The organism is Dickeya oryzae (assembly GCF_009372235.1).
GTDB classification, from domain to species: Bacteria; Pseudomonadota; Gammaproteobacteria; order Enterobacterales; family Enterobacteriaceae; genus Dickeya; species Dickeya oryzae.
In genome coordinates this window covers 72,666-98,229 of the sequence record NZ_SULL01000017.1, presented here as the reverse complement: position 1 = coordinate 98,229, position 25,564 = coordinate 72,666, and the positions used below count along the sequence as shown (strand labels likewise).

Below are 25,564 nucleotides of genomic sequence, written 5' to 3'. Positions count from 1 at the left end.
CTGTGCGAGCGACTACACCCCGCGCCTTTCGCTCGTTATACTCGGCCCCAGTCAATATTGATGAAAGGTGATCACGCACCATGAATACAGACACCACGACCCCCGCAGAAGCCGATGTTCTGAAATCCTCGGCCGCAACACCGAATGTCGACCTTGATGAAATCGCCAAATTTGAGGCTGTCGCCTCGCGCTGGTGGGATCTGGAAGGAGAATTTAAACCGCTGCACCGTATTAACCCGCTGCGCCTGAACTACATCATCGAACGTGCCGACGGCATTTTCGGCAAACAGGTACTGGATGTGGGCTGTGGCGGCGGTATTCTGGCCGAAAGCATGGCACGAGAAGGTGCCCGTGTGACCGGCCTGGATATGGGGGCTGAACCCTTGCAGGTCGCCCGGCTGCACGCGCTGGAAAGTGGCATTGAGGTCAGTTACGTGCAAGAAACGGTGGAAGCGCACGCCGACGCCCATACCGGTGTTTATGACGTCGTCACCTGTATGGAGATGCTAGAACATGTGCCGGACCCACGATCCGTGGTGCTGGCTTGCGCCAGACTGGTAAAACCCGGCGGTCACGTCTTTTTCTCTACTATCAATCGCAATGCCAAAGCCTGGCTGATGCTGATTGTCGGTGCCGAATACCTGACCAACATGGTGCCGCGCGGCACACATGACATCAAAAAATTCATCCGTCCGGCAGAACTGCTGACCTGGGTAGACCAGACGCCGCTACAGGAACGTCACATGACCGGGTTGCACTATAACCCGTTACTAGACCGTTTCCGGCTTGGCGCGAATGTCGACGTCAATTATATGATTCATACCGCACACGCAGGCTGATCACACAGCGCTGTCAGGCGTCACCGTTGGCGGTATATATCTTTGTTAACATTACATGTTTTAAATGACGCAGGCCGGTGGTCACTCCACCGGCTTTTTTATCAATAAAAAATAAGATTCCCGGCATAAACTGCGCCTTATCAACAATTGAGCAACAGATCAAACTCAGATTATTCCTAACAACTTGTCTGAAACACGGTTTTAGCTATAACGCGAGCGAGGCAACAGGACAAGAAACCAGCGGTTGATCAATTTTTTTATTTTTTATCCCCTACGGTTGACAAAATAAGGAAGCCGCACAGTGGCTGGGATTTAGCGCACTTGTAACATTTATTCCCTATGTTATCCACAAGAGAGCCCCATTTTGCTCACTTGCAATACGCCACTTTTCACATTATCTTGTTATCAAAAGCTGGCCCACCCCCTATATATAGTGTTTACTTCTGACAGAAAACACTATTTTTTTGTTTGCGTTTTTTGTAAATGAAGCAACGGGGAGGCCGATAAAAACAAAACTCGTGTCAAAAAACAGGTGCTACGCCACATGAACCAGAGTCTGCTTGTTACCAAACGCGATGGCAGTAAAGAACGCATCAATCTGGACAAAATCCACCGGGTAATCACCTGGGCAGCAGAAGGGTTACACAATGTCTCTGTTTCTCAGGTAGAACTGCGTTCCCACATCCAATTCTATGACGGCATCAAAACTGCCGATATCCACGAGACGATCATCAAGGCTGCGGCTGACCTGATCTCTCGCGAAAGCCCCGACTATCAGTATCTGGCTGCTCGTCTGGCTATCTTTCATCTTCGCAAAAAAGCCTACGGTCAGTTCGAGCCACCGAAGTTGTATGATCACGTGGTGAAAATGGTCGAGATGGGTAAGTACGATCGCCATTTGCTGGAAGATTACACGGAAGAAGAATTCGCTCACATGGACGCTTTCATCGATCACTGGCGTGACATGAATTTCTCCTATGCAGCTGTAAAACAGCTGGAAGGGAAATATCTGGTCCAGAACCGCGTGACCGGTGACATCTACGAAAGCGCCCAGTTCCTGTACATTCTGGTCGCCGCTTGCCTGTTTTCCGGCTACCCGCGTGAAACGCGACTGGACTACGTCAAGCGTTTTTATGACGCCGTATCGACGTTCAAAATCTCGCTGCCAACGCCGATTATGTCTGGCGTGCGTACGCCAACCCGCCAGTTCAGCTCTTGCGTGCTGATCGAATGCGGTGACAGCCTGGATTCCATCAATGCGACATCCAGCGCTATCGTGAAATACGTGTCCCAGCGCGCCGGTATCGGCATCAACGCAGGCCGTATTCGTGCACTGGGCAGCCCGATCCGTGGTGGCGAAGCCTTCCACACTGGCTGTATCCCATTCTATAAGCACTTCCAGACCGCGGTGAAATCCTGCTCTCAGGGCGGGGTGCGTGGCGGCGCGGCCACACTGTTCTACCCGCTGTGGCATCTGGAAGTGGAAAGCCTGCTGGTGTTGAAAAACAACCGTGGCGTGGAAGGCAACCGCGTGCGTCACCTTGACTACGGTGTACAGCTCAACAAACTAATGTACCAGCGTCTGGTGAAAGGCGGTGACATCACGCTGTTTAGCCCGTCCGATGTCCCGGGACTGTACGATGCCTTCTTCAACAATCAGGATGAATTTGAACGCCTGTACGTGAAATATGAGCAGGACGACAGCATCCGCAAGCAGCAGATCAAAGCCGCCGAACTGTTCTCGCTGATGATGCAGGAACGCGCCTCCACAGGCCGTATTTATATTCAGAACGTCGACCACTGCAACACGCACAGCCCGTTTGATCCACAGGTTGCGCCGGTACGCCAGTCCAACCTGTGTCTGGAAATCGCGCTGCCGACCAAACCGCTGGAAGACGTCAACGATGAAAACGGCGAAATCGCCCTGTGCACCCTGTCAGCCTTTAACCTGGGCGCCATCAGTTCGCTGCAGGAACTGGAAGAGCTGGCGATATTAGCAGTACGCGCGCTGGATGCCCTGCTCGACTATCAGGACTACCCGATTCCGGCTGCGAAACGCGGCGCGATGGGTCGCCGCACGCTGGGCATTGGTGTTATCAACTTCGCCTATTATCTGGCGAAGCACGGTGTGCGTTACTCCGACGGTAGCGCCAATAACCTGACGCACCGGACCTTCGAAGCCATCCAGTACTATCTGCTGAAAGCCTCGAATCAGTTGGCCCGCGAGCAGGGTGCCTGCCCGTGGTTCAACGAAACCACCTATTCGCAGGGCATTTTGCCAATCGACAGCTACAAGCGTGATCTGGACAGTATTTGCAGTGAACCGCTGCATTATGACTGGGAAACACTGCGTAAAGATATCCAGACCTATGGCCTGCGTAACTCTACGCTGTCAGCGCTGATGCCATCGGAAACGTCGTCGCAGATCTCCAATGCCACCAACGGCATCGAGCCGCCACGCGGCCACATCAGCGTCAAGGCATCCAAAGACGGTATCCTGCGTCAGGTAGTACCGGAGTACGAAACGCTCAAAGATGCCTACGAGCTGCTGTGGGACATGCCGTCTAACGACGGTTATCTGCAACTGGTTGGTCTGATGCAGAAATTCGTCGATCAGGCGATTTCCTCCAACACCAACTATGACCCGGCGCGTTTCCCGTCAGGCAAAGTGCCGATGACGCAGTTACTCAAAGATCTGCTCACGGCGTATAAATTCGGGTTGAAAACCCTCTACTATCAAAACACCCGCGACGGTGCCGAAGATGCGCAGGACGACCTGCTGGACTCTGCACCGCAGGATGATGGCTGCGAAAGCGGCGCGTGTAAAATCTAAGCACGGCGCAGGGGGAGCTGCGCAGGCGGCTCCCCTAAATGACGATGCCCTCATCTCGTTGCGGTTAGTCTGACAAGGTAGCGGCGACATACCCGCTCGGGTTACAGAGGTTTAACAGCGCCGCCCTCGGGCCGCGCTGTTGGCTTGTTTGGAGAGACCATGGCTTATACCACTTTTTCACAGAATAAAAACGATCAGTTGCTGGAGCCGATGTTTTTCGGCCAGCCAGTTAATGTGGCGCGCTACGATCAGCAGAAATATGACATTTTCGAAAAGCTGATCGAAAAACAGCTGTCCTTCTTCTGGCGTCCGGAAGAAGTGGACGTTTCCCGCGACCGTATCGACTATCAGGGCTTGCCGGAACACGAGAAACACATTTTCATCAGCAACCTGAAATACCAGACCTTGCTGGATTCCATTCAGGGCCGCAGCCCTAACGTCGCCCTGCTGCCGCTCATTTCCATCCCGGAACTGGAAACCTGGGTGGAAACCTGGGCTTTCTCGGAAACGATTCACTCCCGTTCCTATACCCATATTATTCGTAATATCGTCAACGATCCGTCGATAGTGTTCGATGACATCGTCACCAATGAGGAAATCCTCAAACGGGCCAAAGACATCTCCGGTTTTTATGATGAGCTGATTGAACTGACCAGCTACTACCATCTGCTGGGGGAAGGTACCCATCAGGTCAACGGCAAGACGGTGACCGTCAACCTCTACGAGTTGAAGAAAAAACTCTACCTGTGCCTGATGAGCGTTAACGCGCTGGAAGCCATTCGCTTCTACGTCAGTTTCGCCTGCTCTTTCGCTTTCGCTGAGCGCGAACTGATGGAAGGCAACGCCAAAATCATCAAACTGATCGCCCGTGATGAAGCATTGCACCTCACTGGCACCCAGCACATGCTCAACCTGATGCGAGCAGGCCAGGACGACCCGGAAATGGCCAAGGTTGCGGAAGAGTGCCAGCAGCAATGCTACGATCTGTTCGTGCTGGCGGCACAACAGGAAAAAGAGTGGGCGGAATACCTGTTCCGTGATGGCTCGATGATTGGCCTGAACAAGGACATCCTGTGCCAGTATGTTGAATACATCACCAACATCCGCATGCAGGCAGTAGGGTTACCGTTGCCGTTTGAAACCCGTACCAACCCCATTCCATGGATCAATGCCTGGCTGGTGTCGGATAACGTGCAGGTGGCACCGCAGGAAGTGGAAGTCAGCTCCTATTTGGTCGGCCAGATTGATTCGGAAATCAACACTGACGACCTTAGCGACTTCCAGCTGTAATCCCGATGACCACTCCCACCATTACACTGCGCCTGTCAGGGGCGCAGTTGCTTTGCTCTGACGAACACACCACCCTGTTGGAAGCGCTTGAATCCCAACGGGTGCCAGTCGAGTATCAGTGTCGTTCCGGTTATTGTGGCTCCTGCCGATTACGCCTCATCAAAGGTAAGGTCGCCTACCGGGAAACACCGCTTGCCTGCCTGCAACGAGACGAAATTCTGCCCTGCTGTTGTATGCCAGTAGATGACATCGAACTGGATATGTAATCGGTGCTGTGCTCTTGCAGCCTGCTTTACAGGCAGGCTCGCATAATCCCTTGTTCACCCGTAACTTTACTACGTCAGTTAGGCTATCCTGCGTTACACTTTCCACAGGAGAAACCCACGGAGAACAGAGTACATGCTGACATTTATCCCGGTTCTGATCGTCGTTGCGCTGGTGATTGTCTGGTCTGGTATCAAAATCGTACCTCAAGGCTATCAGTGGACAGTGGAGCGCTTTGGCCGCTATACCCGCACGCTGATGCCCGGCCTGAACCTGATGGTGCCGTTTATGGACAGAATCGGCCGCAAAATTAATATGATGGAGCAGGTGCTGGACATTCCATCGCAGGAAATTATCTCCAAGGATAACGCCAACGTTACCATCGACGCTGTCTGCTTTATTCAGGTGGTGGATGCTGCCCGTGCCGCGTATGAAGTCAGCAATCTGGAGCTGGCCATCATCAACCTGACCATGACCAACATTCGTACCGTGCTCGGTTCGATGGAGCTTGATGAAATGCTGTCGCAGCGCGACAGCATCAACACCCGGTTGTTGCATATCGTTGATGAAGCCACCAATCCCTGGGGTATCAAAGTCACCCGCATCGAAATTCGTGACGTGCGCCCGCCAGCCGAGTTGATTGCCTCGATGAATGCCCAGATGAAGGCGGAGCGAACCAAACGTGCCGAGATTCTGGAAGCGGAAGGGGTGCGACAGGCAGCGATACTGAAAGCCGAAGGGGAAAAACAGGCGCAAATTCTCAAAGCCGAGGGGGAGCGTCAATCCGCCTTCCTCGAAGCCGAAGCGCGCGAACGTGCAGCAGAAGCGGAAGCCCGCGCCACCCAAATGGTGTCCGAAGCCATTGCAGCAGGCAATATCCAGGCAATCAATTACTTTGTGGCGCAGAAATATACCACTGCACTGCAAACCATCGGGTCGGCCAACAACAGCAAAGTCATTATGATGCCACTAGACGCCAGCAACCTGATGGGCACGATTGGCGGCATCAGTGAACTTATCAAAGAGAGTCAGGCAGACCGGAGAAAATAGTCATGATGGCGCAGGTGTTGGAAAACGCCCACTGGTTCTGGTTATCACTCGGCGGGTTGCTGCTGGCGGCTGAAATGCTGGGGGCTGCCGGTTATCTGCTGTGGAGCGGTGTTGCCGCCCTGCTCACCGGCATTCTTGCCTGGCTATTGCCGCTGGATTGGGCCTGGCAATGCATCGCCTTTGCCGTACTGACAGTCATTGCCGCGTTATTGTGGTGGCAGTGGTTACGTCGTCGCCTTGAGAAACAGCCGTCTCCGGTACTCAATCAACGTGGGCAGCAGTTAATTGGCCTGCATACCACGTTGAGCGAACCACTGGTTAACGGCTTTGGTCGCGTTAGCATTGGCGACAGCAGTTGGCGCATTCAGGCAGAGCAAGACCTGCCTGCTGGCACCGTAGTGGAAATCACCGCCGTGGAAGGCATTACGCTACAGGTCAAGCCGTGTGCGTAATATCATGGGATAGGTTCTAAGGCTGTGGGTGCTGCCCACCTGCACCAGTATGGCAGCACCCTGCCAGTTGGGTAATGATCGGGCATTCTGCGCTACTGTCGCCGGGACAGGACTCTGCCAACGTCAGTAAACGCTGACGCATCGACTTAAGCTCTTCTATCTGCTGCTCGATATCCTGCACTTTCTGTAATGTGCGGGCTTTCACATCGGCACTGTGCCGCATCGGATCATTGAACAAGGTGACCAGTTCACGACACTCCTCCAGCGTGAACCCCACCTGACGCGCCTGACGCAACAGCGTTAGCTCTTCGATATGGTGAAGATCATAACTACGGTAACCATTTTCGCATCGCAGCGGTGCCGTCATCAGCCCCTTTTCTTCATAGAAACGGATAGTCTTGCTGGTCAGTCCGGTTTTTTTCGCCACATCACTGATATTCATGATTCCCCCTTGACCCTTCCCTTGCTGGAAGGTTTACGCTTCAGGTAGTGCTTAGAACTAATCAAAATCACGACGACGGTCAATGCCTTTGACAGTCTGCTGTGATCACCGAGGAATATTATTATGTCGCAAACCATACACCTTTCATTGCAGGGATTATCCTGTGAACACTGCGTTGGCAGGGTAAAAAAAGCCCTTGAGTCCCGACCGGATGTGGAACGGGTTGATGTCTCACTGAAACACGCCAACGTTACCGGTGATGCGGATCCCCAAACACTGATAACCGCCATTGAAGAAGCCGGTTATGAGGCAAGCCCTGCCATCCCGAATGTCACCCTGCAGCTCTCCGGCCTCAATTGCCAGCATTGCGTGGCATCAACCCGTAAAGCGCTGGAAGCCGTACCAGGTGTCAACGCAGCGGATATTACCCTGCAACAGGCGGCAGTTTATGGGGATGCCGACCCGCAAACGCTGGTTGCTGCCGTTGAGCAAGCCGGTTTTCATGCCACGCTGGCAGCGGAGGCCCAACACCCAAAATCTGAGCCGCTGACAACACCCCACGCCTTCACGCCGGACAGGCTGTCAGCGGCGCTTACCTCTGTTCCGGCAAACACCAACGCTGTCGATACAGGCATCGTTGTCGACATGAGCACGGCCCACTCGCTACCGGCTGGCGTCACGCCATCCGACAATCTCGCCGCGAGTGATGACGATACGGTCCAGTTGTTATTAAGCGGCATGAGCTGTGCCAGTTGCGTTAGCCGGGTGCAGTCAGCGCTGCAACGTGTTCCCGGCGTAACACAGGCACACGTCAATCTGGCCGAACGTAGTGCGCTGGTCAGCGGCAGCGTAGCGCATCAGGCGCTTATCGATGCGGTACAGAACGCCGGCTACGGTGCAGAAATCATCCTTGATGAAGCCGAACGACGCGCCCGGCAAGAGCACACATCGCGTCAGGCGGTGCGGCGTTTTCGCTGGCAGGCTGCTCTCAGCCTGGCACTCGGTATTCCACTGATGGTTTGGGGCATGATCGGCGATAACATGATGCTCACCGACCACAATCGTACCGGGTGGTTACTGGTTGGCGTGTTGACGCTGGCGGTCATGATCGCCGCTGGCGGTCATTTCTATCGCAATGCCTGGCGTAGCCTGATGAACGGCGGCGTTACCATGGATACCCTGGTCGCACTCGGTACCGGCGCAGCGTGGCTTTACTCCATTACGGTCAACCTGTGGCCGACCGCCTTCCCAATGGAAGCGCGTCATCTTTACTACGAAGCCAGCGCCATGATCATCGGTTTGATCAATCTGGGTCACGCGCTGGAACAACGGGCCCGTCAACGCTCATCGCAGGCACTGGAGCGATTGCTGGATTTGACGCCGCCAACCGCCCGTTTGGTCACTGCACAAGGTGACAGCATTATTCCGCTTTCGCAGGTGCAAACCGGTATGACGCTGCGCCTGACCACCGGCGACCGTATTCCGGTAGATGGTGAACTGGAGCAAGGCGAGTTGTGGGTTGACGAAGCCATGCTCACCGGCGAACCGCTGCCGCAACAGAAATCGGCGGGTGATAACGTACACGCGGGAACACAAGTACAGGATGGGAGTGCCACGTTGCGCGCTGGTGCTATCGGCAACCAAACCACGCTGGCCCGTATTATTCATCTGGTGCGTCAGGCACAGAGCAGTAAACCCGCTATAGGCCAGTTGGCTGACCGGATTGCCGCCGTCTTTGTACCAGTTGTGGTGGCGATAGCCTTGCTGAGCGGCGCTATCTGGTATGTTGTCGGCCCGGCACCCCACCTCGTGTACACGCTGGTGATCGTGACAACCGTGCTTATCATCGCCTGCCCTTGCGCATTGGGGTTGGCAACACCGATGTCGATAATCTCCGGCGTCGGGCGAGCCGCCGAGTTGGGCATACTGGTGCGAAACGCGCAGGCACTACAGCAGGCCAGCCAGCTTGATGTACTGGTGTTCGATAAAACCGGCACCCTGACAGAAGGTAAACCACGTGTGGTGGCCCTGCATACATTCGGTGATATCAGCGAATCTCAGGCACTGAGCTGGGCTGCATCGCTGGAGCAAGGCTCTCATCACCCACTGGCACAGGCAATAGTTCAGCGTGCTGATGGCATCCCGCTCAGTACCGTGACGCAATTTCGCACCCTACAGGGGTTAGGCGTTAGCGGTCAGGCAGGCGACACGTCACTGCTGCTCGGCAACCCGGCGTTGCTGGAGCAGCATCAGGTCACACTGGCTGACGGTGAAAACTCGCCGCGTTACTGGCTGGAGAAACAGTCTGCAACCGGCATGACCCCGGTGTTGCTGGCGGCTAACGGCCAGATAGTGGCGCTATTTTCCGTGCAGGACACCCTGCGTCAGGATAGCGTGAGTGCGCTGCAACGGTTACATCGGCAGGGCTATCAGTTGGTGATGCTCACGGGTGATAATGCGGCGACAGCCCAGACCATTGCCCGTGAAGCGGGTATTGATCAGGTCATCGCCGGGGTATTACCGGACGGTAAAGCCGACGCCATTCGTCAGTTGCAATCGCAGGGGAAACGGGTCGCGATGATTGGTGATGGTATCAACGATGCGCCAGCACTGGCACAGGCCAACGTCGGCATCGCCATGGGCAGTGGCAGCGATATCGCCGTAGAAACCGCTGCCATGACGCTGATGCGCCATAGTCTGCACGGTGTTGCCGATGCGCTGGCGCTTTCCCGGGCGACACTGGGCAACATGAAGCAGAACCTGCTGGGTGCGTTTATCTACAACACGCTTGGCATTCCCATTGCCGCCGGTGTGCTCTACCCCTTAACAGGCACCTTGCTAAACCCGGTCGTCGCTGGTGCAGCGATGGCGCTCTCGTCGATTACCGTGGTGAGTAACGCCAACCGGCTGCTGCGCTTTACCCCACCCGACGCGCCCACCGGACATAGCTGAATCGGGGTACCTTTCTGGGTGCGATGTGCTATCGAACCGAGCTCGATATGCTGCATCGCACCGCTTTCATACCGCTTTTTCTTACCACGACCGTCGCTGACATGCCGAATTAGCGATACAACTTGCCGGGCGAACCGTTTAGCATAGGGAACCTGACGGTACCAAAGCTCTGCATTGCGACGGCATGATATCTGTTCGCAAGGTTACGCCCGAAACCGCCACTACCGGAGATGTCGATATGAAACGGCTGATACGCCAGATTGCGACGTTTCTCGGCCTTCTCGCGCCCGCAGGTTACCGTTACCCGGCGCTGGATGTCGAGATCATTAACCAACGCCAGTTCCATCTGGTGGGCAGTATTCACATGGGTACGGTGGATATGTTCCCCTTACCTGCCGAATTATTGGGCCGCCTTGAACAGGCCACCGCGCTCATCGTGGAAGCGGATATCTCTGGCAGTGACTCACCGTTTGACCCGATTGGCGCAGAGCCCCCGTTGGCAGAACGTCTGGACGCCGCCACGCTTGAGCGCTTGCAACAGATATGCCGGGAACTGTCGTTCAGCTACGACAGTATTGATAGGATGCCCGCCTGGCAGGCCGCACTGATGCTACAGGCTCGCCAGGCGATGATGTTAGGCCTGCGACCGGATTATGGCATCGATTACCAGTTGATTAACGCCGCCCGCGACAGAGGGGTGAACATCATCGAGCTGGAAGGCCAACAGCAGCAGGTCGACTTGTTGCTGCAATTACCACAGGGTGGATTGCCTCTTTTGGAAGACACCCTTATCCACTGGCATACCAACGCGCGCCTGTTGCAAACGATGGTCAGTTGGTGGCTCAATCACAAACCAACCTGGACGGACAATGTGCCGTCCACATTCAGCAACGAAATAACGGAAATGCTGATGAATCACCGCAATCAGCGCTGGCAACAGCAACTGGCCGCGCTGCCGCAGGGAAATTATGTTGTGTCTGTCGGCGCCCTGCATTTGTACGGTGAAAATAACCTGCCCGACTTGTTACAGGCCCATGCGGCCACCTATTGAAGCAAGGACAGTACATTATGACACCCGCAGTCAAACTGCTTGAGAAGCAAAAAATCACCTTTACGCTTCATAGCTACCATCACGATGCTGATGAAACCAATTTTGGTGAAGAAGCCGCCCGCAAACTCGGGCTGGATAAACAGCAGGTTTACAAAACCCTGCTGGTGTCGCTCAACGGCGATGCCAAACAGCTGGCTGTCGCGGTGACCCCAGTCGCCAGTCAGTTGGATCTGAAAAAAGTGGCCAAAGCGCTGGCGGCTAAAAAGGCCGACATGGCAGACCCACAGATAGCCCAGCGGGTGACAGGTTATCTGGTCGGGGGTATCAGCCCGCTGGGGCAGAAAAAATTGTTGCCGACAGTAATCGACGAGGGTGCTCAGCAATTCGGCACCATTTTTGTCTCAGGTGGAAAACGAGGATTAGACCTCGAACTGGCGGCGGCTGATCTGGCAAGTGTACTGAAAGCGCAGTTTGCCGACATAGCCAAACACGACTGACCATAGCGATATTGATGTTCAGGAAGAAGACGGCGGCAGAGGGCTCCACGGCCAGTGTCGCCCTCTGCCACCGCTTCATAACGGTTATGATGGGATGAGTGATAACCCACAATTAAAACAGCGTTTCATTTAATGGCAATATAACATCCGTTTCGTTTAAAAACGAGGGTAGTGATCACGATTTGGTTTGTAAAACAAGTGATTGAGATGCGCTATGACACGGCAAAAGAGGGCCGAAAAGACCGCAGGAAGACAAGAATGAGTGCCAGTCAAACAAACCCGGTGAGTGCGAACACGCAGATAAAAAAGCGGCCGTCTACCGGCCGCCAGTGTTATGAGTAGATTGACGTTACCGTGATGGCACCCGGCCAATCGCCAGCGCCCCCCGGCTATGATCCACGCCGTCGGTATTAAAATAGGCAACCGAGGTTTTTAGCCCCTGAGCCTGTATTTCCAGTTCATTCGCCGCTGCGACGGCCCGTTGAGCCAGAGCGGTATTCTGCTGAGTGATAGAATCAATCTGGACGATCGATTCATTGATATAGCTGATCCCTTTGCCCTGCTCGCTGGTCGCCGTCGCGATTTCTGACACAATGTCCGCCACATGCTGCACCGCGCTGATGACATCCTTGATGCTGCTGTCGGCTAGTTTTATCTTCGCCGAGCCACTATTCACACGGGAAACCGACTCTTCTATCAGGCTTTTTATCTCTCCAGCCGCTTGCGCACTGCGTAACGCCAGGCTTCGCACTTCACCAGCCACAACAGCAAAACCGCGCCCTTGTTCACCGGCTCGCGCCGCCTCTACCGCCGCATTCAGCGCAAGAATATTGGTCTGGAATGCGATGTTATTCACCACTTCGGTAATATTAGCGATTTTATCTGAGCTTTCAGAAATGCCGTCCATGGTGTCGTTCACTTCCCGCATCACTTCACCACCGCGGGAGGCAATGCCCAGTGCCGAATGCGCCAGGTGACGGGCCTGTTCCGTATTATCAGCGTTCTGTTTAACGGTAGAGGTAATTTCCTCCATGCTCGCCGAGGTTTTCTCCAGTGCGGTAGCCTGCCGTTCCGTATAAGAGGACAAGTCGCTATTACCGGCGATCACCTCACCACTACTGGCATCAATCACCTCTGCACCGGCACGAATATCTTCGATGACAGTAATCAGCTGTTTGCGCATCATCTCCATTTCATGCAGCAGGCTGATATTATCGCCTGGCAATGTCGTCACCGAATGCGATAAATCGCCAGCGGCAATACGCTCTACGACTTCAGCGGCATAAGAGGGTTCACCTCCCAGTACACGCAAGATACTGCGGTTTATCCAGTAAACCAGCAGCGAAAGTAACACGCTGACTAAGATAAAAATCATGCCGTTGTTATATAAAGAATGGATAAACGCCTCATTGATATCATCAATATACAGCCCGGTCGTGATGATCCAATCCCAGGGGGCATAGCGTAAATTATAGGCTGCTTTCGGTTGTGCAACGGTGGAACCGGGACGGGGGAAAGCGTAAGCCGTATAACCCGCTTCGCTGCTTTTTGTCGCGGCCACCATATCCCGATAAATAAAGGTACCGTTAGCGTCTTTCACATCCGGCCCCTGACCAATTAGCTTTTCATTAATCGGGTGCATCAAAACGCGAGGTTCGGAGTTGAGAATGGTGAAATAACCTGAATCACCATAACGCAAATCTTTTATGGACTTCATTGCACGCCGCTGTGCTTCTTCCAACGAAATCGTTCCGCTGCTGGCTAACTCGGCATTGGTTTTTACAATCCCCAATGCCAGCTGAGTCACATGCATTAACTCCATTTCTCTCAGCGATAATTGATCTTGCTTAATTTTCATCGATCCATAAAGCAGCGTCCCTGCCAGACATAACAAACTAATGATAAGTGGAAGCCAAATTTTCCTGGCAAGAGATATTTTCATTTGTTTAACACCTTTTTATGAGGTTGTATTATCAATTTTTTATGCCATACCCACCCATTACTACTCTATATCTAATAAAACCAGCCTCCCCCCTTTTTAAATAGCAGAAAACATAAAGATTACTTATATGCTTTTTAAGCATAAAAAAGAGTTTTCATCAGTAAATCAGGTTTACTCCCTGCATGGCATAACCCCCCTCACATTGCTCACTAAATAGTCTTACAACAAAAAGAAAAACACCACGCCCTAATACGATGATGCAACAGTATCATAACGTTAAGCAGCCCTTCCCCCAGGACATGGCAAATTTGATGCTGACATCACTGATTTGAAAAAGAAAACAAAATGTATTTTCCACAAACTAAAAAATTCTCAGGCTAACATTTTCATTCTCTTTCATAATGAAATGCGATCATGATCACCTGAAACGATACAAGGGTAGAGCAGAACAGAAGGAACGCTCGGAGAAAGGTAGTGCTATAAATGAGAGCGTGATAAATAAAAATAGCCTTGAGAAATATTCTCACAAACTCAAAAAAGACACGTCATAAAACGTTTACCCAGCAGGGTAATTATTCTAAGCCCACATTAATTCATTAAAAACCCACCATATCAACAGATAAAACCACAGTTGCTATCTCAAGAAATTGAGATAGCAACTGCCACACGCATTATTTACTAAATAATAATGACCAATAAGCCATCATTACTCATAAACAATCTCACCTTTCGGCTCATAATCTGCCGCCTGTAGAGGAGAATGACCCTCAACATATTGACGCAGTACTTCTGCATCCACGAAACCGGTATTGACGTAACCCGGCAGCTCACTCAGCTTCGGATAACCGTCCCCGCCAGTGGCGTTAAAGCTCAAGGTGGCAATACGGTAGACTTTGTCGGCCTGCAGCGGCTCGCCCTTAATTTTCACGTTCTTAACGCCAGTGCCATCAGCTTGCAGGCTAACATTCAGGAACTGAGCATAACCACCGGAATCGACTTTTTTATTGGCGACAACTGCCAGATATTTTTCCACCTCGCTGCCTTTCAGATCAGCGTATACCAGCGTGTTACCGAACGGTTGGACTTTGAGCAAGGTCTTGTAAGTCATGTCGCCGGATTCAATGGAGTCGCGCACACCACCACCACTCATGACGGCGAAATCCGCTTTGGCGCGTTCCAGTTGTGCAGACAGCAATACGCGCGCCAGGTTGGTTTGCACAAAACGCACCTTATTGCGATCGCCCTCCAGTCGGCCATTCACACTCCCCACCTTGACATCCAGCTGTGCTTTGCCTTTTTCCTGAAAGGGCGTCAGCAGTTTTACCATGTCCGGGTTCTGGCTGATTTCCTGGGTGTAATACACGCGTTCACTGGTACCGTCGGCCTTCTCAACCTTCTTCTTGAGATTGACAGGAATCAGTTGGTAATGCGTCAGCGTCAGCTCACCATTACGGAAAGTAAAATCAGCACGACCGACATATTTACCCCACTCATGCGCCTGTACAATCCAGGTGCCGTTTTGACGATCCGGTGCGCAAGGTGTACCGGGCACATAACTGACCTGCTTTTTATTCTCACTGGCCATACATACCGGGTCTTGCGAATGACCACCGACAATCATATCGAGATACCCCGCGGGCAAGCTGCGCGCCATTTCCACGTCACCCGGTGCGTTAGAACCGTGCTCGCCATTATCGTAATGCCCCATGTGGGTCGCAGCGATAATCACATCCGGTTTTTCTTTTTTACGCAGCTGTTCCACGACTTTTTTTGCCTCATCGGCGGGTTTGCGAAACTCAATATCGTGGAAATACTCTGGATTACCAATTTTGGCCGTGTCGTCCGTGGTCAGGCCAATAACCGCGATCTTAACCCCCTGACGATCGAAGAGCGCATAGGGTTTGAATAATCGCTTATCGGTGCTTTTCTGGTAGATATTGGCGGAAAGTAGCGGGAAATGTGCCCATTTTTCCTGCTGACGCAACACCGGGAGTGGGTTATCAAACTCATGATTACCGACTGCCATCGCGTCATAACCGACCAGATTCATGCCACGAAAATCCGGCTCAGCATCCTGCAAGTCAGACTCCGGCACACCCGTGTTAATATCCCCGCCCGACAACAGTAATACGCTGCCGCCTTTAGCTGTGACGTCCTGACGAATCTGATCGACCAGTGTTTTTTGCGCCGCCAGACCATATTCACCGTAATCGTTATGCCAGAAATGACCATGATGGTCATTCGTATGCAGGATAGTGATGTTGTAAGTTTTATCTTTTTCCCATGCCTGTGCAGCAGGTGACGACACCGCCAATGTTACCGCAATCAGGCACCCCAGACTTTTGACAGAAAAATGTTTGACAGAAAAATGCATGACAACTCCCGTGATAAAAATCCCTTATCGACTCGTCATATCCAGGTTACGACCAGGCGGCACGAGCAAAACGCAAGTATGGCACCCTGCAACCCGAATAACGTTTGGTATAGGATTGTTACATTAAACTGATAAATACATGCACAAGCTAGCACAAGTCAGGATGGGATAGTTGACGTTATGATGAACCCGGGTATTTTTTCACGATGGCGTGGTGATAGCGATACGGTCGCCACATCATAATGACATGGCACTATCCAACTGATAATTCATACATTGAATCATGCCCGTGATATCACTGATAGTGCTCCGCCGGCTTTATCCACAAACAGAAATTAAATTAGCCCTATATATCAACGATAAAAGCAATAATTTAACTACAAATATGTGTTACACTGTTTAAACAGATGAAAAACATCATTTACTTCTCACTCTGTCGCCTTTCCGACGGTTTTATCCCCTCTGGCGTTGCATAGCACCGGCGTTATACGGACGGGGAACGGGTTGGAGCGGCAGAGCACATAAGCATTCAGGAGCCACAGCCTGCTGCCGGCTCAGGAATATCCGCCCATTCTCGTTACGCATGGTAAAGGAGTCGGAATGCATGATAATACCACCCCCTTAATCTCCACGATGGCCGTCGGTCTGGTGCTGGCTTTCTTGCTGGGCATTCTGGCTAACCGACTGCGTATTTCGCCCCTGGTCGGGTATCTGGTGGCCGGTGTGATGGTCGGCCCGTTTACACCCGGTTTTGTCGCTGATACTCAACTGGCACCGGAAATTGCCGAACTGGGCGTAATTTTGCTGATGTTTGGTGTTGGGCTGCATTTTTCGCTACGGGACTTAATGGCGGTAAAGTCGATCGCCATCCCCGGTGCAGTCGCTCAGATAGTGATGGCGACCCTGCTAGGGGCGGGACTGTCATCAATACTGGGCTGGAGTCTGCCTGAGGGGTTGGTGTTTGGTTTATGTCTGTCCACCGCCAGTACCGTGGTATTGCTACGCGCGCTCGAAGAGCGCCAGTTGATTGACAGCCAACGCGGGCAAATCGCCATTGGCTGGCTGATTGTTGAAGATCTGGCGATGGTACTGACACTGGTACTGCTGCCCGCGTTTGCCGACATGTTAAAAACCGATACCGCTAATACCAGCAAGCTCTTACAAGATCTGGCGATTACGCTGGGTAAAGTGGTGGCGTTTATTACGCTGATGGTGGTGGTAGGCAGACGTGTGGTGCCGTGGGTGCTGGCAAAAAGCGCCAGTACCGGCTCACGGGAATTATTTACGCTGGCTGTACTGGCAATGGCGTTGGGCATCGCATTCGGTGCCGTCAAACTGTTCGATGTCTCGTTCGCGTTGGGGGCTTTTTTCGCGGGTGTGGTGTTAAACGAGTCAGAACTCAGTCAGCGTGCCGCCCACGACACACTCCCCTTGCGTGACGCCTTTGCCGTTCTGTTCTTTGTGTCCGTCGGCATGTTGTTCGACCCAATGATCCTGATACGTGAACCACTGGCAGTATTGGCCACGTTGCTGATTATCGTGATAGGTAAGTCGATGGCCGCGTTCCTGCTGGTGCATATGTTTGGTCATTCAAGACGCACAGCATTGACCATTTCCGCCAGTCTGGCACAAATTGGCGAGTTCGCCTTTATTCTGGCAGGCCTTGGCATTTCTCTCGGGATGCTCTCGGAGAATGGCCGCAATTTGGTGCTGGCAGGCGCAATTTTGTCGATTATGCTCAATCCGCTGCTCTTCGCCTTGCTGGAGCGTTATCTGGCCCGGCACGAAACTATCGAAGAGCAAATCGTTGAGGAAGCGATCGAAGAAGAAAAGCAGATCCCGGTTGAGCTGTGTAACCATGCGCTGCTGGTCGGCTACGGGCGTGTAGGCAGTTTGATCGGTGCCCGGCTACATCAGGCCGATATCCCGATGGTGGTGGTTGAAACATCGCGAGCGCGCGTCGATACCTTGCGGGAACAGGGTGTTAAAACCGTACTGGGCAACGCGACCCGCTCGGACATCATGGATATTGCCCGCCTCGATTGCGCCAGTTGGCTGCTGCTGACGATCCCTAACGGGTACGAAGCCGGGGAGATCGTAGCGGCAGCGAGAGCCCGACGCCCAGACCTGAAAATCATCGTCCGGGCGCACTATGACGATGAAGTCACCTATATCACCGAGCACGGGGCTGACCATGTTGTGATGGGCGAGCGGGAAATCGCTGAAACCATGATAACGATGCTGGACGTGGATGAGATCGTCGCCGCCAGAGCCTGTCCAATCCAGGAAGTCTCTTGTCAGGCACCCCACGGTGCCTGACGTTTCCTCACCGAGGTCGGTTTATCCCTGCTCGCTGACCAGTTGCGCCAGCAATGCAATATGCAATGGCGCGTCATTTAGAGCAGGAATATACTCAAAAGACTCGCCGCCTGCGTGCAGGAAGATCTCCCGATTCTGCTCTTTGATCTCTTCGAGCGTTTCAAGACAGTCAGCCGCGAAGCCGGGACAAATCACCTGGATTCGTTTCACACCCTGCTTCGGCAACGCCTGCATTGTTTCATCGGTATAAGGCGTCAACCAGGCCTCACGACCGAAACGAGACTGGAAGGTCATCATCACTTGCTCTGACGATAATCCCAGCGCCGCCGCTAACGCCTGTGCTGTAGCAGCACAACGTTTAGGATAATCATCACCTTCATCGGCGTAGCGCTGTGGAATGCCGTGAAATGAAATCACCAGCTTATCCGGTATACCATGCTGTAAAAATGACTGTTCAACGCTATGCTTTAACGCTGCGATATAAGCCGGGTGATCAGCATAATCACGAATAAAGCGAATACCCGGAATTTGTCGCCGGTTACGCAACAGCGCGGACACGCCATCCCACACCGCCGCCGTGGTGGAACAAGAATACTGTGGGTACATCGGCAATACTGTCACCTCGGTAACGCCCTGCGCTAGCAACGCGTCCAGTGCAGATTGCAGACTCGGTGAGCCATAGCTCATCCCCAACGCTACCGGGGTATCCGGCAGACTTGCTGCCAGCGCCTGCTGCTGTCGGCGGCTGTAAACCAGTAGCGGCGAGCCTTCATCCATCCACACCGACTGATACAGTTTTGCCACGCGTGGCGAACGCGTCGGCAGAATAATACCGTGCAGCAACGGACACCATAGCAGCCGGTTCAGGTCAACCACGCGCCGGTCATGCAGGAATTCGGCCAGATAACGTTTTACTGCTTGCGGCGTCGGTGCATCCGGCGTCCCCAGATTCACCATCAACACGCCGCGTTTCTCTTTTTTCATCAACGTTTCCTTTACTGTCGCTTCGGCATCATGTGTAGACGAGAGTGAAACAACATTGTAGCGGAAACAGGACGATGAGGAACCGCAGGCTGCGAGGTTAAAGCCGATACCAGCGATTGTCGGAAACGATATTCCCTCATCGGGACAAATCGTTGGCTGAAAACGCCGTCGTTATCCCGTTGTCATCGTAGAGGTGGAATAATAACAGGGAGAGAAAATCGTCAGGGGATACGAAAAGAAGAAGCGCCACCAGTGATGGCAGCGCCTGCGAAAAACGGGATCAGCCCAGAATACGAGCCAGTTCTGCACTGACATCGTTAACCGGACGGGTACCATCAATCTTGTGGTAATGGGTGTGGTTAGCCGCCGCTTCCTGCTGATAGTAGTTCACCAGCGGTGCGGTCTGCTGGTGATATTCCACCAGACGTTTACGCACGGTGTCTTCCTGATCATCTTTACGGATAGTCAGCTCGTCACCGGTCACGTCATCTTTGCCTTCCACTTTGGGCGGATTGAATTTCACGTGATACACACGACCGGAAGCCGCATGTACGCGACGGCCGATAATACGCTCAACGATCAGCTCATCCGGCACATCAAACTCAATCACGTGATCGACGGCGATGCCAGCCTCTTTCATCGCGTCAGCCTGAGGAATGGTACGCGGGAAACCATCCAGCAGGAAACCATTGCGGCAGTCATCTTGTGCGATACGCTCTTTAACCAGGGCAATCACCAGTTCGTCTGTCACCAGTTTACCCGCATCCATGATCTCTTTTGCCTGCTTGCCCAGTTCGCTACCGGCTTTTACCGCCGCACGCAGCATATCGCCGGTGGAGATTTGCGGAATGCCATACTTCTCCATGATGAACTGAGCCTGAGTACCTTTGCCTGCGCCCGGAGCGCCCAGCAGAATAATACGCATTGCGTAATTCCCCTTGCTATGTAGTTTTTTTAAAAAAAATTTGAAAAACGCTAAACCATACCATTCCGGAGGCGCTTCCTCAAGGAACGGGCTCGCTTCAGCGGGCGCGGCAAAGCTGAAATTTGTGATGGCGCCTGGCTTTTCAGCCGACTCTGAGAGTGTAGACGACAAGGAGTCAGACGGGAAACCGATATGGTAACAAGTCTGCATCCCCCTGAAGACAGGGTTTAGGCAGACAAAAAACGCCCCGGTTGACCGGGGCGTTTATCATACCAACGGAACCAATCAGGCGGTCAGCAGTTGGTTCATACGGCGGATAAACTGGTTAGGGTCTTCCAGCGTACCACGCTCAGCAAACAGCGCCTGATCCAGCAACAGTTCGACCCACTCACCGAACTGTGCGTCATCCTGGGTGTCAGCGGCACGTTTCACCAGTGCATGTTCCGGATTCAATTCAAAAATGTACTTCACCTCCGGTGCCTGCTGCCCGGCGGCGGCAAACAGCTTCGCCATCTGGGTGCTCATGTCATTGGCATCCGTCGTTACGATAGCCGGGGTATCCGTCAGGCGATGCGTCAGACGAACCTCTTTTACACGCTCTCCCAGCAACGTCTTAACACGCTCGACAAATGGCTCCAGCGCTTTTTCTGCTTCTTTTTGCGATTCGTTGGCTTCATCTGCCAGCTTATCCAACGATTCGTCAGCTTTGCTAACCGACTGGAACGATTTACCGTCAAACTCGGTCAGGTAGCTCATCATCCATTCGTCGATACGATCAGAGAGCAGCAGTACCTCAATGCCTTTCCTGCGGAACAGTTCCAGATGCGGGCTGCTCTTGGCCGCAGCATAGCTGTCAGCAGTGATGTAATAGATCTTATCCTGACCTTCCACCATGCGGCTGATATAGTCATCCAGCGATACGGTCTGTGCATCACTATCATTGTGGGTGGTCGCAAAACGCAGCAGTTTGGCAATGGCTTCACGGTTACCGCCGTCTTCCGCCGGGCCTTCTTTCAATACCAGGCCGAACTGACTCCAGAATGTCTGGTATTTTTCGCTGTCGTCTTTAGCCAGTTTTTCCAGCATTTGCAGCACACGCTTAGTCAACGCGGTACGCAAACTCTGCGTGACACGGTTATCCTGCAGAATTTCACGGGATACGTTGAGCGGCAGGTCATTAGAGTCTATCAAACCGCGGACAAAGCGCAGGTAGTTCGGCATGAACTGTTCTGCATCGTCCATAATGAATACGCGCTGCACATACAGTTTCAGACCATGCTTGTGATCGCGATTCCACATATCCCAGGGAGCCTGGGAAGGGATATATAACAGGCTGGTGTATTCCTGCTTCCCTTCTACCCGGTTGTGGCTCCAGCTCAGTGGGTTGGTAAAGTCATGGGCGATATGTTTGTAAAACTCGTTGTACTCATCATCGCTGATGTCGGACTTGTTGCGGGTCCACAGGGCCTGAGCCTTGTTGATTTTCTCCCAGGTGACGGTCTCTTCACCGCCCTCTTCCTCACTTTCCGTGCGGGATTCAATTTCTACCGGCAGTGCGATGTGGTCTGAATATTTGCTGATGACTGAACGCACCCGCCAGTTATCGAGAAACTCATCTTCGCCTTCGCGCAGATGCAGGGTAATGTCGGTACCACGTTGCGCTTTAGCGATATCAGCGATGGTGTATTCGCCTTCACCAGCTGACTCCCAGAACACACCCTGTTCGGCATCGGCACCCGCCACACGGGTTTTTACCGTGACCTTATCGGCGACGATAAACGCGGAGTAGAAGCCGACACCAAACTGGCCGATCAACTGGCTGTCTTTTGCCTGATCAGAACCGAGAGACTCCAGAAACGCCTTGGTGCCGGATTTGGCAATCGTCCCCAGATTGTCGATAACGTCATCGCGGCTCATACCGATACCGTTATCACTGATGGTCAGAGTGCGCTTTTCTTTATCGATAGAGACCCGAACGCGCAGTTCTCCATCACCTTCATACAAGTCTGGAGTGGACAGTGCACGAAAACGCAGTTTATCCGCGGCATCGGACGCGTTGGAGATCAATTCGCGCAGAAACACTTCTTTGTTGGAGTACAGCGAATGGATCATCAAGTGCAGCAGTTGCTTGACTTCTGACTGGAAGCCGCGGGTCTCTTGGCCTTTCATACTCATTATTACTTCCCTCAATACGTATTTATTCAGGCTGATTCAACGAAGCATGAGCAACAGATGGGGATTAACCGTCAGGGTTTCAAGGGGGAATGTGCAATTGGCGATACAGAAGACAGCTGAGGCAGACAGGCCGTCGGGGTGACGGCCATAGAGATTAACGGTGGTAAAAATCAGAACCGGATAGGATGACGCCCGGCCAGCGAGTGAGACAGCGTGGTGCCGTCCACCATTTCCAGCTCACCGCCGACGGGAACGCCATGGGCGATACGGCTGGCCATGACCCCATGTTCAGCGCACAGTTCGGCGATGTAATTCGCCGTTGCATCGCCTTCCACCGTCGGGTTGGTCGCCAGAATCACTTCACTGATGGTTTCCGTCGCCAGACGCTCTTCCAGCCGATCCAGCCCGATATCGCCAGGGCCAATGCCATCAAGCGGCGACAAATGGCCCATTAGCACAAAATAACGACCCGCGAACTGCCCGGTCTGTTCAATGGCGTGGATATCCGCCGGACTTTCCACCACACAAATCTGACCGTTCTGCTGACGGCGCGGGTTCGCACAAATGCTGCAAACGTCCTGCTCGGTAAAAGTCCGACAATCGGCACAATGGCCTATCTCCGACATGGCGCGGGTCAGTGCCTGCGCCAGACGCATCCCCCCGCTGCGATCACGCTGCAACAGGTGGAACGCCATGCGTTGTGCTGATTTTGGCCCCACGCCGGGTAAGCAGCGCAGCGCCTCCATCAATGCTTCAAGAAGCGGGCTGGTTTGCATCAGAACGGCATCTTGAAGCCAGGCGGCAACGGAATACCGCTGGAAACCGAGGCCATTTTTTCCTGCTGAACTTCAGCGATACGGCGCGCCGCATCATTGAATGCCGCCGCAATCAGGTCTTCCAGCATTTCTTTGTCGTCTTCCATCAAGCTCGGATCGATTTCAACACGACGGCAATTGTGAGCGCCATTAATCGTCACTTTCACCAGCCCTGCGCCCGATTCCCCGGTCACTTCCAGATTGGCAATCTCTTCCTGCGCTTTCTGCATTTTTTCCTGCATCTGCTGAGCTTGCTTCATCAGATTGCCTAAACCGCCTTTACCAAACATATCGCTCTCTCTACCACTTTCGGGCTGCCGATGGGCAGCGGGGTTAAACGGGGCGGATACTTTCTTCGTCCAGTTCCGCATCAAAGAAACGCCGTAGCGTTTGAATATTAGTATCAGACAGGATGGACTGACGCGCCTGCGCCAGCTTCTCTTCATAAATGGCCTGTCGCCACTCCAATGGTGTCAGCACCGTCGGCGTATCGTCTTCGGTAACCGTCAGGCTGATATCGCGTCCATAATGCGCCGCCAGTGCCTCCGACAGCGCTTTCTGCGCCGCCACCGAATTCAGATGACGCTGTGAAGAACGCAGGTGCAAATGAATCACCCCGTCTTCCGGCATCTCTTTAAATGCATTAAGCGCCAGCTGTTGTACCAGTTTCGGCAGCGTCAGACGATCGATTTCCGCCGCCCAGGCATCCCGCGCCATTGCTTCTACTGCCAGCCTTGCAGCCAGCTCCGGCGTTTTTTCGTATTCCAATGCTGAACGCAGCGCTTTAGGCGTCGTCACCGGCTCGGTTTCCGTCGCCGCGGCTTTCTTCTGCGCCCGCCAGCGATACGCCTCCTGCTTTTTCTGCTCGTCCTGTGCCACCGCTTTGGCTGCCATTTGCTGCTGACCACGCTCGGTCACTGACGCCAGACGCTCCAGTGCCGAGTTTACCGGCCGCGTTTTTCCTGACGCCGCCGGTTCAGCCTTTTTTGCGGGGTTATTTCCCTGCCGGTTCAGTAACTGGCTACGCGCCTGTAACAGTTGTGCTGTCGCATCCGGCAAATTGTTCTCTGCCGTCGACGGCAAGGTTGGCGGCAACGACGCGATGCTCCCCTCCTGCGGCGCATTATTCACCATCGGTTCTGCGCCAGGAGCAACGGGTGCAACGCCAACCACCGGTGCTGATGCTGTCATACGGGCCGGTTCAGTCGCTGACGGAACCGCAGGCGCGAGCGGTGAAGTACTGACAGGAACCGGTTCAGCAATCACCTGACTGGGGTGAAACGCCAGTGCCCGCAACAGCGCCATTTCCACGCCCATACGACGATCGGGTGCAAACGGCAGCTCTTTGCGGCCGACCAACAACGTCTGATAATAGAGTTGCACATCCGAAGGCGGGACAACCCGCGCCAGCTCGCGCAAGCGAGGGGCGACCTGGTGATATTCATCGCCCAGAGCGGATGGCAGCAACTGCAGCATGGCAATCCGATGCAGCAGCGTCAGGGTTTCTACCAGCAAGGCTTCCCAGTCAATGCCGCGTGCTGCCGCTTGCTCCATCAGCGCCATCACCCCGGCCCCATCGCCTTTTACCAGCGCTTCAATCAGCCCCAGCGGTTGCTCATCATCCAGAGTACCCAGCATTTCGCTGACAGCAGCGGCCGTCACCTGCCCTTTCCCCATGGCGATAGCCTGATCGGTCAGGCTCAATGCGTCACGCAGACTGCCATCGGCCGCACGGGCCAGCAATTGTAATGCACGTGGCTCCGCCGCCAGTTGTTCCTGCTCCAGAACCTGTTGCAGATGTTGGCGAATTTGCTCGGCATCCAATGCTTTGAGATGAAACTGCAAACAGCGCGACAAAATCGTCACCGGCAGTTTTTGCGGGTCCGTGGTCGCCAGCAGGAATTTCACATGCGAAGGCGGCTCTTCCAGTGTTTTCAACAACGCGTTGAAACTGTGGCGGGAGAGCATGTGCACTTCGTCAATCAGGTAAACTTTGAAGCGACCGCGAGCTGGCGCGTATTGCACGTTATCCAGTAAGTCTCGCGTGTCTTCAACTTTAGTACGGGATGCCGCATCGATTTCAATCAGATCGACAAATCGGCCTTGCTCTATTTCCCGGCACGTATCGCACTGACCGCAAGGTGTCGCCGTCACCCCGGTTTCGCAATTCAGCCCCTTCGCCAGCAGACGGGCGATTGTGGTCTTGCCTACGCCCCGGGTACCGGAAAACAGGTAAGCATGATGGATGCGGCCTAACGAAAGACCATTAGCCAACGCGGTCAGGACATGTTCCTGGCCTACCACGTCGGCAAAGGTTTGGGGACGCCACTTACGGGCAAGAACCTGATAGCTCATCAATA

General features: G+C 53.5%; 19 protein-coding genes and 1 other annotated feature. Of the genes, 10 read left to right on the top strand and 9 right to left on the bottom strand.

Annotated elements, in window-relative coordinates; genetic code table 11:
• Positions 1 to 80: 80 nt before the first annotated feature.
• From ubiG to FAZ14_RS18280, 6 genes are all read left to right on the top strand, one after another.
• Positions 81 to 839, top strand: coding sequence for a bifunctional 2-polyprenyl-6-hydroxyphenol methylase/3-demethylubiquinol 3-O-methyltransferase UbiG (gene ubiG, locus FAZ14_RS18305; RefSeq protein ID WP_016942032.1), 759 nt, complete (start codon positions 81 to 83; stop codon positions 837 to 839).
• A gap of 544 nt (positions 840 to 1,383) precedes the next feature.
• Entirely contained in the window at positions 1,384 to 3,672 is a 2,289-nt protein-coding gene (nrdA, locus tag FAZ14_RS18300; protein ID WP_016942034.1) for a class 1a ribonucleoside-diphosphate reductase subunit alpha, read from the top strand.
• Positions 3,673 to 3,831: 159 nt separating this feature from the next.
• A complete protein-coding gene (gene nrdB / locus FAZ14_RS18295) occupies positions 3,832 to 4,962 on the top strand; it encodes a class Ia ribonucleoside-diphosphate reductase subunit beta (protein WP_016942035.1) in 1,131 nt (376 codons plus the stop codon).
• A gap of 5 nt (positions 4,963 to 4,967) precedes the next feature.
• The gene (gene yfaE / locus FAZ14_RS18290) at positions 4,968 to 5,228 is read left to right on the top strand and encodes a class I ribonucleotide reductase maintenance protein YfaE (protein ID WP_016942036.1); all 261 of its coding nucleotides are present in this window, start codon (positions 4,968 to 4,970) and stop codon (positions 5,226 to 5,228) included.
• Positions 5,229 to 5,361: 133 nt separating this feature from the next.
• A complete protein-coding gene (locus FAZ14_RS18285) occupies positions 5,362 to 6,276 on the top strand; it encodes an SPFH domain-containing protein (protein ID WP_016942037.1) in 915 nt (304 codons plus the stop codon).
• A gap of 2 nt (positions 6,277 to 6,278) precedes the next feature.
• Complete coding sequence (locus FAZ14_RS18280; RefSeq protein WP_016942038.1) at positions 6,279 to 6,728, top strand: NfeD family protein; 450 nt, start codon at positions 6,279 to 6,281, stop codon at positions 6,726 to 6,728.
• 16 nt (positions 6,729 to 6,744) lie between these two features.
• On the opposite strand, the gene cueR is transcribed toward FAZ14_RS18280, so the two are convergent.
• Entirely contained in the window at positions 6,745 to 7,170 is a 426-nt protein-coding gene (cueR, locus tag FAZ14_RS18275; RefSeq protein WP_016942039.1) for a Cu(I)-responsive transcriptional regulator, read from the bottom strand.
• A gap of 123 nt (positions 7,171 to 7,293) precedes the next feature.
• On the opposite strand from cueR, the gene copA reads away from it, so the two are divergent.
• The 3 genes from copA (at position 7,294) to ybaK (ending at position 11,670) form a co-directional block, all read left to right on the top strand.
• The gene (gene copA / locus FAZ14_RS18270; RefSeq protein ID WP_153508982.1) at positions 7,294 to 10,122 is read left to right on the top strand and encodes a copper-exporting P-type ATPase CopA; all 2,829 of its coding nucleotides are present in this window, start codon (positions 7,294 to 7,296) and stop codon (positions 10,120 to 10,122) included.
• A gap of 238 nt (positions 10,123 to 10,360) precedes the next feature.
• Positions 10,361 to 11,173: a TraB/GumN family protein gene (locus FAZ14_RS18265; RefSeq protein ID WP_153508981.1), complete on the top strand. Its 813-nt coding sequence runs from the start codon at positions 10,361 to 10,363 to the stop codon at positions 11,171 to 11,173.
• A 17-nt stretch (positions 11,174 to 11,190) separates the two neighbouring features.
• Positions 11,191 to 11,670: a Cys-tRNA(Pro)/Cys-tRNA(Cys) deacylase YbaK gene (gene ybaK / locus FAZ14_RS18260; RefSeq protein WP_016942042.1), complete on the top strand. Its 480-nt coding sequence runs from the start codon at positions 11,191 to 11,193 to the stop codon at positions 11,668 to 11,670.
• A 349-nt stretch (positions 11,671 to 12,019) separates the two neighbouring features.
• Here ybaK and FAZ14_RS18255 read toward each other — a convergent pair whose 3' ends face one another.
• Positions 12,020 to 13,612 (bottom strand): methyl-accepting chemotaxis protein, encoded by a 1,593-nt coding sequence (locus FAZ14_RS18255; protein ID WP_153508980.1) that lies wholly within the window; start codon positions 13,610 to 13,612, stop codon positions 12,020 to 12,022.
• Positions 13,613 to 14,318: 706 nt separating this feature from the next.
• Positions 14,319 to 15,986 carry a bifunctional UDP-sugar hydrolase/5'-nucleotidase UshA gene (ushA, locus tag FAZ14_RS18250; protein WP_016942044.1) on the bottom strand — a complete coding sequence of 556 codons (1,668 nt, stop codon included), beginning with the start codon at positions 15,984 to 15,986 and terminating at the stop codon, positions 14,319 to 14,321.
• 600 nt (positions 15,987 to 16,586) lie between these two features.
• Here ushA and ybaL point away from each other — a divergent pair.
• On the top strand, positions 16,587 to 18,305 hold the full coding sequence (ybaL, locus tag FAZ14_RS18245; protein WP_016942045.1) for a YbaL family putative K(+) efflux transporter: 1,719 nt from the start codon (positions 16,587 to 16,589) through the stop codon (positions 18,303 to 18,305).
• 21 nt (positions 18,306 to 18,326) lie between these two features.
• Here the strand turns inward: ybaL and hemH are convergent, their stop codons facing one another.
• The 6 genes from hemH to dnaX all read right to left on the bottom strand — a co-directional run bounded on the left by hemH (position 18,327) and on the right by dnaX (position 25,559).
• On the bottom strand, positions 18,327 to 19,289 hold the full coding sequence (hemH, locus tag FAZ14_RS18240) for a ferrochelatase (RefSeq protein ID WP_153508979.1): 963 nt from the start codon (positions 19,287 to 19,289) through the stop codon (positions 18,327 to 18,329).
• A 280-nt stretch (positions 19,290 to 19,569) separates the two neighbouring features.
• A complete protein-coding gene (gene adk / locus FAZ14_RS18235) occupies positions 19,570 to 20,214 on the bottom strand; it encodes an adenylate kinase (RefSeq protein ID WP_016942047.1) in 645 nt (214 codons plus the stop codon).
• 285 nt (positions 20,215 to 20,499) lie between these two features.
• A complete protein-coding gene (htpG, locus tag FAZ14_RS18230; protein WP_167334797.1) occupies positions 20,500 to 22,383 on the bottom strand; it encodes a molecular chaperone HtpG in 1,884 nt (627 codons plus the stop codon).
• A 176-nt stretch (positions 22,384 to 22,559) separates the two neighbouring features.
• Positions 22,560 to 23,165, bottom strand: coding sequence for a recombination mediator RecR (gene recR, locus FAZ14_RS18225; RefSeq protein ID WP_016942049.1), 606 nt, complete (start codon positions 23,163 to 23,165; stop codon positions 22,560 to 22,562).
• The gene (locus tag FAZ14_RS18220) at positions 23,165 to 23,494 is read right to left on the bottom strand and encodes a YbaB/EbfC family nucleoid-associated protein (protein ID WP_016942050.1); all 330 of its coding nucleotides are present in this window, start codon (positions 23,492 to 23,494) and stop codon (positions 23,165 to 23,167) included. The genes recR and FAZ14_RS18220 overlap by 1 nt, the downstream gene beginning before the upstream one ends.
• 43 nt (positions 23,495 to 23,537) lie before the next feature.
• A complete protein-coding gene (dnaX, locus tag FAZ14_RS18215) occupies positions 23,538 to 25,559 on the bottom strand; it encodes a DNA polymerase III subunit gamma/tau (RefSeq protein ID WP_153508978.1) in 2,022 nt (673 codons plus the stop codon).
• Positions 24,147 to 24,211, bottom strand: a sequence feature (DnaX frameshifting element). (Overlaps the previous gene by 65 nt.)
• Positions 25,560 to 25,564 lie beyond the last annotated feature (5 nt).

What these genes read in the sequence shown, in the direction of transcription:
- FAZ14_RS18220 (WP_016942050.1), bottom strand. Translation starts at nt 23,494, where the DNA reads ATGTTTGGTAAAGGCGGTTTAGGCAATCTGATGAAGCAAGCTCAGCAG.
- nrdA (WP_016942034.1), top strand. Translation starts at nt 1,384, where the DNA reads ATGAACCAGAGTCTGCTTGTTACCAAACGCGATGGCAGTAAAGAACGC.
- ybaK (WP_016942042.1), top strand. Translation starts at nt 11,191, where the DNA reads ATGACACCCGCAGTCAAACTGCTTGAGAAGCAAAAAATCACCTTTACG.
- FAZ14_RS18280 (WP_016942038.1), top strand. Translation starts at nt 6,279, where the DNA reads ATGATGGCGCAGGTGTTGGAAAACGCCCACTGGTTCTGGTTATCACTC.
- FAZ14_RS18265 (WP_153508981.1), top strand. Translation starts at nt 10,361, where the DNA reads ATGAAACGGCTGATACGCCAGATTGCGACGTTTCTCGGCCTTCTCGCG.
- FAZ14_RS18255 (WP_153508980.1), bottom strand. Translation starts at nt 13,612, where the DNA reads ATGAAAATATCTCTTGCCAGGAAAATTTGGCTTCCACTTATCATTAGT.
- nrdB (WP_016942035.1), top strand. Translation starts at nt 3,832, where the DNA reads ATGGCTTATACCACTTTTTCACAGAATAAAAACGATCAGTTGCTGGAG.
- ubiG (WP_016942032.1), top strand. Translation starts at nt 81, where the DNA reads ATGAATACAGACACCACGACCCCCGCAGAAGCCGATGTTCTGAAATCC.
- htpG (WP_167334797.1), bottom strand. Translation starts at nt 22,383, where the DNA reads ATGAAAGGCCAAGAGACCCGCGGCTTCCAGTCAGAAGTCAAGCAACTG.
- recR (WP_016942049.1), bottom strand. Translation starts at nt 23,165, where the DNA reads ATGCAAACCAGCCCGCTTCTTGAAGCATTGATGGAGGCGCTGCGCTGC.
- copA (WP_153508982.1), top strand. Translation starts at nt 7,294, where the DNA reads ATGTCGCAAACCATACACCTTTCATTGCAGGGATTATCCTGTGAACAC.
- hemH (WP_153508979.1), bottom strand. Translation starts at nt 19,289, where the DNA reads ATGAAAAAAGAGAAACGCGGCGTGTTGATGGTGAATCTGGGGACGCCG.
- cueR (WP_016942039.1), bottom strand. Translation starts at nt 7,170, where the DNA reads ATGAATATCAGTGATGTGGCGAAAAAAACCGGACTGACCAGCAAGACT.
- adk (WP_016942047.1), bottom strand. Translation starts at nt 20,214, where the DNA reads ATGCGTATTATTCTGCTGGGCGCTCCGGGCGCAGGCAAAGGTACTCAG.
- FAZ14_RS18285 (WP_016942037.1), top strand. Translation starts at nt 5,362, where the DNA reads ATGCTGACATTTATCCCGGTTCTGATCGTCGTTGCGCTGGTGATTGTC.
- dnaX (WP_153508978.1), bottom strand. Translation starts at nt 25,559, where the DNA reads ATGAGCTATCAGGTTCTTGCCCGTAAGTGGCGTCCCCAAACCTTTGCC.
- ybaL (WP_016942045.1), top strand. Translation starts at nt 16,587, where the DNA reads ATGCATGATAATACCACCCCCTTAATCTCCACGATGGCCGTCGGTCTG.
- ushA (WP_016942044.1), bottom strand. Translation starts at nt 15,986, where the DNA reads ATGCATTTTTCTGTCAAACATTTTTCTGTCAAAAGTCTGGGGTGCCTG.
- yfaE (WP_016942036.1), top strand. Translation starts at nt 4,968, where the DNA reads ATGACCACTCCCACCATTACACTGCGCCTGTCAGGGGCGCAGTTGCTT.